The organism is Pseudomonas cichorii (assembly GCF_019719005.1).
Taxonomy (GTDB): Bacteria; Pseudomonadota; Gammaproteobacteria; order Pseudomonadales; family Pseudomonadaceae; genus Aquipseudomonas; species Aquipseudomonas cichorii_E.
Map to the genome: position 1 here is coordinate 102,656 of NZ_JAIGPJ010000014.1, position 11,904 is coordinate 114,559.

The following is an 11,904-nucleotide window of genomic DNA, read 5'->3' on the forward strand; positions in this document are numbered from 1 at the left end:
TCCACTCCTCAGACCAGACTCAAACGCCGCTCGGCAAACCCGTACAGCGGGCGCCAGAGCAGGCGGTTGAAGGCAATTACGAACACCGACATCACGACGATCCCCAGGGCGACCCTGGCGAAATCACCCGCCTGAGTGGCACTGGCGATATACGAGCCCAGCCCGGTGGCCTGCAGGGACTTGTCACCCCAGGACACCGCCTCGGCCACGATGCTGGCGTTCCACGAACCGCCCGAAGCGGTGAGTGCGCCGGTGATGTAGTAAGGGAAGATCCCCGGCAAGGCCACGCGCCGCCACCATTGCCAGCCACGCATGTTGAACATCCCCGCCACTTCCCGCAGATCAGTCGGCAAGGCGCTGGCCCCGGCGATCACGTTGAACAGGATGTACCACTGGGTCCCCAGCACCATCAGCGGCGAGAGCCAGATATCCGGGTTCAGCTTCAGCCCGACAATGGCGATGACCGCGAACGGGAACAGCACGTTGGCCGGAAACGCCGCAAGAAACTGCGCAACCGGTTGCAGCCGTTCAGCCCACACAGGACGCAAGCCGATCCACACACCGATCGGCACCCAGATCAGGCTGGCAATGACGATCAGCAGAATCACACGCAACATGGTCACCAACCCGAGGCCAAAAGCGTTCGCCACATCGTCCAGCCCCAGTGTCTGGCTGATGAAGTGCATCAGCCAGACACTCGCGGCCACACAACCGGCCAGCACCAGGACCAGCCAGAGGCTGTCAGCCAGGCGGTTCACTTTGGGCGGGGACGCGGTCTTGCGCGAACGCCCCAAAGCCGACCAGTTCACGGCCATCAATACACGCCAGGGCGCTGTAAACGCTGCACAGACAGCAGGCACCAGCCGCGAACGCCCCAATAGGCTGTACATCCATGAGCGCGGACGTTTTTGCGAGGCGGTCTGCTCGAAACGAAACTTGTCGGCCCAGGCCACCACCGGCCGAAACAGCAACTGGTCGTAGCACAGGATCACCAGCGCCATGGCCCCCACCGCCCAGGCCACAGCAGCAGGGTCCTTGTGGGCAATAGCCAGGGCCAGCCAGGAACCGATGCCTGGCAGGTTGATCTGGGTATCACCCACAGAAATCGCTTCGCAGGCCACCACGAAAAACCAGCCGCCAGACATCGACATCATCATGTTCCACACCAGCCCCGGCATGGCGAATGGCAACTCCAGCCGGAAAAACCTGAGCAACGGCGAAAAACCGAACTGGCGACTGACTTCATTCAAATCGCTCGGCACTGTGCGCAGCGACTGATAGAAACTGAACGCCATGTTCCAGGCCTGACTGGTAAAAATGGCAAAGATGGCCGCAAACTCTGCGCCCAATTGCCGACCGGGAAACATGCCCATGAAGAAGGTCACGGTAAAGGCCATGAAACCCAGAACCGGGACGGACTGTAATATGTCCAGCGCCGGAATAATGATCATCTCGGCCTTGCGACTCTTGGCCGCCAGAGTGGCCACAGCAAACGTGAAGATCAACGAAGCCGCCAGCGCTGCAAACATGCGCAGTGTTGTGCGCAAGGCATACTCCGGCAACTGCGCCGTATCGAGCACCATGGGCGAACTGTCCAGTGCCGTCAGGGGTTGCGCCATCTGATGGACACCGTGAAACACCAGCATTGCGATCACTGCCAGAAGCAGCACACAGATAAAGTCAGCCAGACCGGACACATGATTGCGCGTCGATCCGTACTTGAGAGGTGGCAGTTTTTTACCGGATTCAAAGACAGAGTTCATGGCTCACCTCGAACAATTGCGTACAGGCAAGGGCGGCAAAGTTCAAAGAACTGGCCGTGAGCATTGAGCGGAGAGTTATAAGTAAAACAACAGTGCTCTATTGATGAGCAAGTTTATAGAAGTGCGGGAAATACGTGAAACCTGCAAAAGTAGCCCGTTAACAGACTTCTATATAAGTTGCGTATACCAAAGTATATGAGAGGGGGTTATTCGCGAATGAATTCGCTCCCACCGTAGGAGCGAATTCATTCGCGAAAGGATTAAACGCGGAAATGACTCACCATCATCTGCAACTGGTTGCCCAGTCTCGCCAGTTCGACGCTGGAAGCTGCGGTTTCTTCGCTGGCTTCGGCTGTCTGTTCGGACACATCGCGAACGTTCAGGATGCTGCGGCTGATTTCATCGGCCACCGAACTCTGTTGTTCGGCTGCGGCGGCGATCTGCTGGTTCATGGCCTGGATGTTGGAAACCGTGCGCGTGATGCTTTCCAGGGACGTGCCTGCCTTGCGGGTCAGTGCGACACTGCTGTCGGTCAGGTTGCGGCTGCCGAGCATGATATCGGAGACCTGACGGGTGCCGTTTTGCAGTGCCGCGACCAGGCTTTCGATTTCTTCGGTCGATTGCTGGGTACGTTGGGCCAGACCACGAACTTCGTCAGCCACCACCGCAAAACCACGCCCCGCTTCACCGGCACGAGCCGCCTCGATGGCAGCGTTGAGCGCCAGCAGGTTGGTCTGTTCGGCCACCGCCTTGATCACGTCCATGACCTTGCCGATCTTGTCGCTTTCCTGCTCCAGTACCGTCATGGCATCACTGGAACGCAGCACTTCCGTGGCCAGTTTTTCGATCTGGTGAATGGCTTCGCCCACCACCTTGTCGCCTTCGCGCGCTTCCTTGTCGGCAGTGGACGCTGCAACCGAGGCTTGCTCGGCATTACGCGCCACTTCATGCACCGTGGCTGACATCTCATGCATGGCCGTCGCGACTTGATCGGTTTCGACTTTCTGGCTGTTGACCCCGGCACTGGTCTGTTCGGTCACCGCTGAAAGCTCTTCGGCAGCGCTGGCAATCTGGGTGACGCCATCACGAATGCCGGTAATCAGCTCACGCAACGTGGTGCCCATGCGCTGGATGCCTTGTTGCAGCACGCCCAGTTCATCGCGACGAGTGACCACCATGGTGTGGCTCAGATCGCCCGAGGCAATGCGGTTCACGACTTCCAGGGTTTCCTGCAATGGGCGGGTGATCTGGCGAGTAATGATGATGGCCGCAAAAACACCGAGCAGCAGAGCAACCAGCGCACCGACAAGCTGAAGGCTGCGCGCCTGGGAAGTGTCTCGCTCAACCAGCGTTTTCTGCATGACGTTGAGCTCGGTGCCGACTTTGAAGATCTCATCCCCAAGAGCGGTCATTTCCTTGCGCGTTGAATTGATGGCGCTGTCTGCTTCCTTGAAGCTCTGTACAGAGGCCTTATAGGCGCGCAGGGTCGTTTCCAGTTGTGCGACCTTGTCGCCATGGGTCGCACTGAACGCAGCCTTGAGCCTGTCGACGCCTGCAATGGTCGCCTCCAGTTGCTGGAATGCTATCTGCTCGGTCTTTTCCGTCGTGTTGCCGGTATAGCCGCGCACTTCGTAACGTACCAGTTGCACGTCCATACGGGCGCTGGCAATCAGTTGCAGCAGATCTGAACGCGCAGGATCGGAAGAGTCCATCTTTACGATGGATTCATTGATCGCCGAAATAAGGTCACTCGCCTTGGCGGCCGTGACTCCCATTTCCGCACGCACAGTGGCGCTGTTGCGATAGGCCGTGCGCATCTGGTTCAGAAGCTTTTCATAGGCATTGAGATGATCGCCCAGGCGATCCAGAAGCTTTGCATTCGCCGGGTTGGTGAAGTTCTTCAGGATGGACTGCCGGGTGTTCTTGAACGTATCCAGTTGCGTCTGGACATTCTGTGCAGCGGTATCGTCGCCATCGGCGAGCATGTACTGCAAGCGGGCCACACGCAGCACTGTCAGCTTGTTGCCCAGCTCGGTGATATCACCGATTCGGTCGGTACGGGAAATCAGCTTGTCCAGGCCGTTCCAGCCGACAAGGGCCAGCAACGCGGTAAAAACCAGCACCAGACCAAACCCCAAAGCCAGCTTCATGTTGACGCTGATATTCGCAAAACTGCTGTTCATAAACTCTCCGTGATGTTCTTTCGATGCGCCCATGCAAAAGCTGAAGATTTTATTTTTTTAAGCAGCAGAGTTGCGCGAATGACATATCGGCCCACAGGACCACAAACTTGATCAAAAAGTCAGGAGTCGGGGTAAAAAAATTTCTGGAATGCAGACGTGGCAAGGCGCGCTTCAGCTCCCGTGCCTTTGCGGACGAGGGCTGAAGCGGATAGAACACTGAGGATGAAAGTTACCCACAGGCGGGTTATCCACAGGTGATCCGGATTACAGTTTGAACTTGCGCACCAGTGTTTGCAGATAACCACCAAGGCGTGCCAGTTCGACGCTGGAGGCAGCCGTTTCTTCGCTGGCCGCCGAAGTCTGCTCGGAGATTTCACGCACATTGATCACGCTGCGGTTGATCTCTTCAGCGACCGCACTCTGTTGCTCGGCGGCGGCCGCAATCTGGTGGTTCATGGATTCAATGGCCGACACCGAACGGGTAATGCTGCCCAGAGAAACGCCAGCGCGGCGAGCCAGATCGACGCTGCTGTCTGTCAGCGAGCGGCTGTTTTCTAGAATATTGGAGACCTGCTGCGTGCCGCCTTGCAGCCCGATGATCAATTGTTCGATTTCTTCGGTCGACGCCTGAGTGCGTTGCGCCAGGCTGCGCACTTCATCGGCCACCACCGCAAAGCCCCGACCGGCTTCACCGGCACGCGCTGCTTCAATGGCCGCGTTGAGTGCCAGCAGGTTGGTCTGTTGCGCCACGGACTTGATGACATCGAGCACGGTGCCAATCTTGTCGCTTTCCTGTTTGAGGCTGGTCATGGCCGAAGTGGAGTTCCCGACTTCGCTGGCCAGTCGCTCGATCTGGGCGATGGCTTGCCCTACGACGGCATCACCTTCACGGGCTTCACGTGTAGCGTTGACGGCTGCATCGGAGGCTTGTTCGGCATTGCGTGCCACTTCCTGAACGGTAGCGGTCATTTCGTTCATGGCCGTCGCCACCTGATCGGTTTCGACTTTCTGGCTGTTGACCCCAGAGCTGGTCTGTTCGGTCACCGCCGACAGCTCTTCGGCAGCACTGGCGATCTGGACCACGCCATCACGCAGGCCGCCGATCAGTTCACGCAGATTAAGCGTCATGCGTTGCATGCTGCTCTGCAACAGTCCCAGTTCGTCGCGACGCACCACTTTCAGGTCGTTGCTCAAGTCGCCATTGGCAACAAGTTCAGCACTGCGCAGGGTTTCCATCAGCGGAACAACGATCAATTTCGTGATGACCCAGGCTGCCAGAATGCCCAGCAGCAAGGCACCCAACGCAGCACTGCCCAACACATTACGCGCACTCAGCACATCGGCAGCACGCTGGTCCGACTGGTTTTTCGCCAACTGGTTGCTCGCCTCGAACAAAGCCTTGATGTCGTCATTGAGTAACTGTTGCGCCTTGTTAGCCGAGGCCTGGGCGTCACTGAACAGCCCGACAACCGAGCGGTAAGCCGTCAGCTCAGTCTGAAGTCGCTGCACACTATCGCTCTGGGTACTTGGCAGAAGCGCCCCAAGTGTCTTCGCGTAGGCGCTCGCCTGATCAATGGCCTCTTTGGCGGGTTGTTCAAGGTCAGCTCTCAGGCTGTAGGTGTAACCACGCAATTGAAAACGCGCCTGTTGAACCAGCCTCAGCTGTTTATCCACAGCATCGCGTAGCGCCTGATCGCCGGAAGCCGTGCTGCCTTCAAGCTTTGCCAGTTCGGCCAGAGCTGCATCGGAGTGATTGCCAAAAACCGACCGGGTCGCCTCACGGGCCTGAATGGCCTGGGTGAAATCGTTGAAGTGCGCCCGATAGCGTTTCACCGCCGCAGTGGCCGACTCGATATGTGGAACGTTGAGTGGCGAATTGAAGGCCGAGCGGCTTTTGACGAGGTGGCTATCCAGACTGTCCAGTATCTTCACCACCGATGCCGCGTGCTCGGCATCGAACGTGATGGTGTAAGACAGGCGAGCAATACGCATGTCCCTGGCCAGCTCGTTCAGCTTGGCAATGTCCAGAATTCTGTCACTGCGCTCACTTAACGACGTGATTCCCGACCAGCCCGTCAGGGCAATCAATATCGTCAGTACCAGCACCATGCCAAAGCCCAGCGTCAGTTTTGACCTGACGCTGATGTTTTCCAGAACCCCGTTGACCGCTGCAAACATTGCCCCGCCTCCACGCCAACAAAGTCAGCATTTGAAGGCTTTATTACCTTCAAATGACAGTCGGCAAGGCAGTGTATCGGTCGCACAAGATAAAACTGAACAACCATCTACCCGAGTACAGGCAAAGCACCACAAGCCGGTGTGAATTCACCGGCTGACACTATGTGGATATCTGCACGTCATTCATGCTGGCATTGCGGACAACCCGGTTTCGGCCCGCCAGTTTTGCATGGTAGAGCTGCTGGTCGGCACGCTTGATAAGCGCAGTCGTGTTGGCATCGGTGGCTTCGGACAGGCCTATACCGATGCTGACGGTGACCTGCCCAACCAAGGCAAAGTCTGCGTTGGCGATAGCAGCGCGGATCTTCTCGGCCACAATCTGCGGGCTTTCCAGGTTATCGAACTGCGGCAACAGCACCGCAAACTCTTCGCCGCCATAGCGGGCAACGAAGTCTGAAGAGCGAGTGTTCTTCTCAATGAGCTGAGCCAGTTGGTACAGGACTTCATCACCGATGGCATGGCCATAAGTGTCATTGATGCGCTTGAAGTGGTCAGCATCGATGAACAGCAAGGCGAATGGGCATCCCGTCCGCTCGAAGTGCTGGCTGCACTCGTTCAGCTTTTCATCGAACATGCGTCGGTTATACACACCCGTCAGCGCATCGTGAGTCGCCAGTTTCAGCAATTCGGCATTGGCTTCGGTGAGGGCAGCAGTGCGTTGTGCAACCGTCACTTCCAGTGAGCTGTTGGCATCATGCAGTTCGCGTTCCTTGCCCAGTAGCGATTGCGTCATGTTCTGTATCGACTGGCCGAGCTGAGCGATTTCCAATACAGGGTGGCTCAGCGGGAAGCTCACATGTGGCTGCTGGTCCTGTACCTGCCGGGCGGACCTTGCCAGTTGCTCGATTGGACGGCTGAGGTACAGCGCCAGATAGTAGGCCGCCAGACCAAATGCGATGGCAGCAATGACGCCCAGCCCCAGCAAACGGTAAAAGAGGCTATGCGCAGGTTGCAGCGCCTGATCAAGTGGCTGGCGAACCGCGACGTACCAGGCCAGCCCTGAAATCGTAGGGGTCGGCACTTTCACAACGCTGCTCAGAAAACCATCGCCCACGAACCACCCCGGCGGTGGTGACTGAAGCAACTCTGGATGTTTTTCACCCACACGTTGCTGTGGATAAAGAACATCGCCCGCCTGATCGACGATCAGCACTTCGGTATTGGCCAGCATGCCTTCACGCAGAACGGCCGCTTCAACAATCCTGGCCATCCAGCTCCAGTGAGCATGCGCACTCAGCACGCCAATGACAGTGCCCTCGGCATTGCGGATGGGCGTTGCAAAATCAATGAAACGTACAGGTTCGCCACTGGGATTGGGCAACAACTTGGCCAGCAGGACTGCCTCATGAGGATCGCCGGTGTAGGAGCCTTGCAAACCGGCCTTGAACCACGGGCGTTCCTTGACCGATTGATTGACCAGCAGGCCATTCACCGCCTGCCGCACACGCCCGTCCCTGTCGGCAACTCCCATCCAGGCGTATTCGGAATGGGACTGGCTGCGCAGCTCCATCGACCGAAGGATCGCCGGGTCGTCCAGATTGCCGCTCATCACATGGCTTTCCTGACTGAGCAGGTGCATCTCCAGTTGCCGCTCATAGAGCTGCGCACCCAGCAATGCGGCGGCCGACTTGGCGGTACTCAATGACGTATTGGCACTCGCCTGCTTCATCTGTTCAGTCGCGATATGCCCAACATAGAAGCCGACACTCAAGAGCGTAAACAACGACAAGCCCGCACACCATAAGGTCAGGTGGCTACGGAGACTGGCTTTGATCATGAGTGGGCATCTGATTGTGAGGATAGTGGCACTTTATGCCGAATATGACGGGACAAGAGCAAGGAAAAAATGCGGCCTGAGGGATGACTCTATCCAGATGCAACTATGACCCAGGGACCTGCAGGGGAGGATAAGGCACAACCATGAGATCATTGACGACGTCAGCGACCTGACGGGCAGCCAGGCCAACACTGCGGGTAAAGATGATCAGTCGATAACTCTCGGTAAAGCTCTGGGCGCAATGGAAAGTCCACATTGGTACCAACTCGTATTTTGAGAACATAAATGACCGAAAACCTAAAAAAAGGCCAGCGTCTCAAGCTGTTTTATCAAGAGCTTGAAAAACAGCCACCGCCTCATTCGTTGGAGGAATCCCGAGCCCTGATGGCGAAGGTCATGAAGAGTACCGAGAGCAAGTATGCTCCAGAAGACCCTGACCCAATGACTATCCCTGAGCTGTCTCATTGGACTGTCGCCGAGTACGGTCAGGGTGGCGCCTATATTCCGCTCATAAATGGTCAAGTCCACATTAACGCCAACGGGGCTGCCGGCTTCTATGACAGCTACAAGAGCCATTACGCTTTCACCATGCCTTCTATTGGCGGGGTCGATTTCGTTCCTGAATCTAATTACACATACTCATGGAGTGATGCGCAAATACGCCAAAGAACAAAAAAGGTAACAGTACCAGCTGAGGTTGCGGAGATTGCACCATTAACAACAGTTGCGGAAAACCCAGAACCTGCTTCGAGGAAAATCGGTTGGTGGGACCGTATTGCGAGTTTTTTCAAAAGGAGTAGCAGGAGCCGGGAGTGACTGATCTCACCGGCTCCGGGACAGTTTTAATTCTCTAAAACCACCACCTGATCCTACTGAATAAAGTCTGTCGGATCGAGCCCAGTAATTTCAGGGCTAGCCCGCATCCTAATCAGAAATAAAGTCTGTCGCAGCACCAATTGTTGAGGTTTTGTCGATCGACTTACTGAATAAAGTCTGTCGGAGAAATGCAACCTATTGATTAATATGCTTTTTGGTAAAGAAAAGCAGGCGCGTCGAGCTCAAACACGCGGAGCTGCGACGGTCGAAACTGCCTTTCACCGTCGGCTCCCCGATGGAGAGGCTAGCCACCAAGCCATTCGGTAACTACTTTTGAAAGCAGCAGCGCTCCTCCGGTGGAGCGCTCACTATCAGCTCTCCAAGTCAGGGATCGGTTTGTAAGCTCTTGGCCAAACTCAGCCATTGGTGCCGCTTTCTGCGTTCTTTGCCGACCCGGTAGCAAGGTATCGTCAGGGCTATTGATCGCAGCTAGGTAGCATTTTTGTTGGCCCGAAAAGCCTCCACCTGCAACGCCGCTCGCGCGCGAAACAGCCCAGATCTGATCTCGAGAGTCGGTTCATTTCCTCGCAATCCCTTTACACTCTGGTGCAATTGCGCATGCCCTACAGAGGCCCAAGGCCCGCTCGGCCTAGAGGACCCTTTACACTACATCCGGATTTGCATAAAAAATACAAAAACCCCGTCAGCTGGAGGGGGATAAGTGCTTTTTGACTGATTTTTTTCCAACAAGATTATCTTGGCGATAAAGCTGGCATTTTGCTACATTGATACATTCACCAGCCAAAGGGATGTGAGTTTTATGTCTGAAGATTATGGAAAAGTTTCTGATGAACAGAAAATAAAAATTTCGTGTTTGTCCGACGCTTTAAAGCGATACGATAGCTATATCGGCACGGTAAACTTCAAATGCGGCTTGTTGATGACCTTCAATATTGCGGTAATCGGCGGAGTGATTTTAAAGTCTAAAGACTTTATTGCTCATGATTATACTGAATGCTGGGTTATAATGGCCTTGATTTATATCGCTGCTGCATCCTTCCTCGGTTGTTTGGCCGTAATACGAACTATATGGCCCAACATGACCAGTGCCAGCACCGCACCGCCTTCGACTGAAAACTCAGAAAGCCCTTCAATTCTTTTTTTTGGATCTGTGGCTAAAAGATTTAAGGCCCATGAATATGCAAAGAGAGTCGACGAAATTAAGTATTCAGAATTGGAGCGTGATTTAGCGATACAGGTTCACGAAGTAGCCGTGGTGACTTCGGATAAGTTTCGCAGGGTTTCTCATGCTGCTAGCTGCTCCAAGCATAGTCTCTATGGGTTGATTGTTTTATTGGGTTTGATGATTGTCCAAGGAGCTAAATGATGTCAAAAATTGGGGAGATTTTTGGCGATTTCAAGCTACCGTCCACTTTGATAAAATCCGCTCAAGCATTCGATGCTGTTATGGAATCGCAGCGCTTTGAATCCGTGAGTTTAGAGGACTATGCTGGAACTGAAGCCTTAGCCAGCCATGTTCAGGAGTATAAGATTCAACAACAGATACGTCAGTACTTTGGGAAAGAAGGGTCAAATGAACCGAAAATTGGCGGACATCCAGACTTTGATCACTTAGAAAAGGGAAGCAGTGCTCAAGGCTACGTTACAACTCTATTTGTGGATATCCAAGGGTCTACCCGACTTGGTGTCTGTTATCCTCCCAGCCTTGTCTATACCATCAAGAATCAGGTAATAAAGTGTGCTATTGAATGCATCTTAGCTATGGACGGACACGTGCACCGGATCATGGGAGATGCGGTGCTGGCCTTTTTCCGTGGCGGTGGCGACAACGCGAGGAATAGTGCTATAGATGCAGTAAACTGTGCAAGCTTATTGGTGGAGTTTGTTCAAGGAAAAGTTATTCCTGCGCTGCAGGATAATGGTTTACTTAGTGATCTGGGTATCCGGGTAGGCGTGGATTACGGAAGCGAAGAGTCAGTATTATGGGCGATGTATGGATATACTGGAGCCTCAGAAGTTACCGCTACTTCCTTTCATGTAGATATTGCTGCCAAGCTTCAGCAAAGCGCGCCTTTAAATAATGTTATGCTTGGGCAATCTCTTGTTGAGTTATTGGGTCTTCATGATCATGTCTTAAGTGTGAAAACTATTGGTAAGGGGGATTTGCAAATATCAGAGCCTAATGTTGTGCCAAGCTACTTAGACTTAAGTGGCGACGAAGTCTCATATGGCCAATACGTTCTTAAGCAGAATGTTTACTATAGTTTATTACCTATTCATAATGACACGTACCCTATAAAAATCTCCACCACTATCAAAAAGAAATCCCTACAGCCTTCGGGAGATATTTATTATAACTGTTCGAGAAGTGTTGCTAAGAATCAGGGGATAGATTTCAAGGCGCGATTTATGTATGAAGGGGGTAGTTCGGATATCCAAGTAAAATTCAGGGTTGAAAACTACGGAAGTGAAGCTTCATTGGAAAAAGCTAATGGCAATCATAGTACTCTAGTTCCAGCTCGTCGAAATGAACAAGGTTGGTATTTTTCCCATCATTGGGAAGGCACTTCGTACACTGGTCTTCATTATATGTTTGTCTCAGTTGAGGTCGATGGGGTAGCGCTCTATCCCGAGCAGCGCTATGCAATTTATATCGGCGATCGGAAGTAGCGTCAGTGCTGCCTCACTTGCAGTTGCGGGTAATTCTTCAGAGCGAATGATAATTCAAGCGCTTTTTTCAGGAGCTAAAGTTTGATTGCCTTCATCTTCTCGCTTTTACTGGCAATCCTGCTAAGGCTAGAAGCCAGCTTACCGAGCAAGCAAAAGGCCACTTTTAGGTCTATATATGGAAACTCCATCATAGGAGCTTCATTATGAGCGAACCTCAGGACCGCACCATTTCCCAGCGCCCGGACGGAAAGAGGGAGAACAAGCGCAACAATTCTGACCGAGCATCAAGCGTTCACGACACCCAGGCTGAGACTCAGCAGGCCGCACGAGGAATGCTCAAAAACCAAGGCGGTGGTGGAATAACTGTAAGCGCTCCATAAACCCCACCAAACTCAATATGGGTGGCGCGCTCAGCTAGGCGATGCGGGTAAGCAGT

Annotated in this window: 8 protein-coding genes and 1 pseudogene; 4 read left to right on the plus strand and 5 right to left on the minus strand. The window is 54.0% G+C overall.

What is annotated here, in order from left to right; genetic code table 11:
- Positions 1-8 precede the first annotated feature (8 nt).
- From K5D32_RS13045 to K5D32_RS13060, 5 genes and pseudogenes are all read right to left on the minus strand, one after another.
- Positions 9-1,763, minus strand: coding sequence for an ABC transporter permease subunit (locus K5D32_RS13045; RefSeq protein ID WP_221600549.1), 1,755 nt, complete (start codon positions 1,761-1,763; stop codon positions 9-11).
- Positions 1,764-2,023: 260 nt separating this feature from the next.
- Positions 2,024-2,941, minus strand: a complete 918-nt coding sequence (locus K5D32_RS26280) for a methyl-accepting chemotaxis protein (RefSeq protein ID WP_409339063.1) — start codon at positions 2,939-2,941, stop codon at positions 2,024-2,026.
- Positions 2,927-3,979: pseudogene (locus tag K5D32_RS26285) on the minus strand (methyl-accepting chemotaxis protein); the annotation flags it as partial. The pseudogene K5D32_RS26285 and the gene K5D32_RS26280, both read right to left, overlap by 15 nt.
- Positions 3,980-4,210: 231 nt before the next feature.
- Positions 4,211-6,124 (minus strand): methyl-accepting chemotaxis protein, encoded by a 1,914-nt coding sequence (locus tag K5D32_RS13055; RefSeq protein WP_221600553.1) that lies wholly within the window; start codon positions 6,122-6,124, stop codon positions 4,211-4,213.
- Positions 6,125-6,284: 160 nt separating this feature from the next.
- Positions 6,285-7,961, minus strand: a complete 1,677-nt coding sequence (locus K5D32_RS13060; RefSeq protein ID WP_221600556.1) for a sensor domain-containing diguanylate cyclase — start codon at positions 7,959-7,961, stop codon at positions 6,285-6,287.
- Positions 7,962-8,246: 285 nt separating this feature from the next.
- Between K5D32_RS13060 and K5D32_RS13065 the strand changes: the two genes are divergently transcribed.
- The 4 genes from K5D32_RS13065 to K5D32_RS13080 all read left to right on the plus strand — a co-directional run bounded on the left by K5D32_RS13065 (position 8,247) and on the right by K5D32_RS13080 (position 11,848).
- On the plus strand, positions 8,247-8,777 hold the full coding sequence (locus tag K5D32_RS13065; protein WP_221600558.1) for a hypothetical protein: 531 nt from the start codon (positions 8,247-8,249) through the stop codon (positions 8,775-8,777).
- Positions 8,778-9,597: 820 nt separating this feature from the next.
- Positions 9,598-10,164 carry a Pycsar system effector family protein gene (locus K5D32_RS13070; RefSeq protein ID WP_221600560.1) on the plus strand — a complete coding sequence of 189 codons (567 nt, stop codon included), beginning with the start codon at positions 9,598-9,600 and terminating at the stop codon, positions 10,162-10,164.
- A complete protein-coding gene (locus K5D32_RS13075) occupies positions 10,161-11,468 on the plus strand; it encodes an adenylate/guanylate cyclase domain-containing protein (protein ID WP_260407374.1) in 1,308 nt (435 codons plus the stop codon). The genes K5D32_RS13070 and K5D32_RS13075 overlap by 4 nt, the downstream gene beginning before the upstream one ends.
- Positions 11,469-11,671: 203 nt before the next feature.
- Positions 11,672-11,848, plus strand: a complete 177-nt coding sequence (locus tag K5D32_RS13080) for a DUF2188 domain-containing protein (RefSeq protein WP_221600562.1) — start codon at positions 11,672-11,674, stop codon at positions 11,846-11,848.
- Positions 11,849-11,904 lie beyond the last annotated feature (56 nt).

Bases quoted from the DNA above. Each gene is read 5' to 3' on its own strand.
- K5D32_RS13045 (WP_221600549.1), bottom strand. From the start codon at position 1,763: ATGAACTCTGTCTTTGAATCCGGTAAAAAACTGCCACCTCTCAAGTAC.
- K5D32_RS26280 (WP_409339063.1), bottom strand. From the start codon at position 2,941: ATGGTGGTCACTCGTCGCGATGAACTGGGCGTGCTGCAACAAGGCATC.
- K5D32_RS13055 (WP_221600553.1), bottom strand. From the start codon at position 6,124: ATGTTTGCAGCGGTCAACGGGGTTCTGGAAAACATCAGCGTCAGGTCA.
- K5D32_RS13060 (WP_221600556.1), bottom strand. From the start codon at position 7,961: ATGATCAAAGCCAGTCTCCGTAGCCACCTGACCTTATGGTGTGCGGGC.
- K5D32_RS13065 (WP_221600558.1), top strand. From the start codon at position 8,247: ATGACCGAAAACCTAAAAAAAGGCCAGCGTCTCAAGCTGTTTTATCAA.
- K5D32_RS13070 (WP_221600560.1), top strand. From the start codon at position 9,598: ATGTCTGAAGATTATGGAAAAGTTTCTGATGAACAGAAAATAAAAATT.
- K5D32_RS13075 (WP_260407374.1), top strand. From the start codon at position 10,161: ATGATGTCAAAAATTGGGGAGATTTTTGGCGATTTCAAGCTACCGTCC.
- K5D32_RS13080 (WP_221600562.1), top strand. From the start codon at position 11,672: ATGAGCGAACCTCAGGACCGCACCATTTCCCAGCGCCCGGACGGAAAG.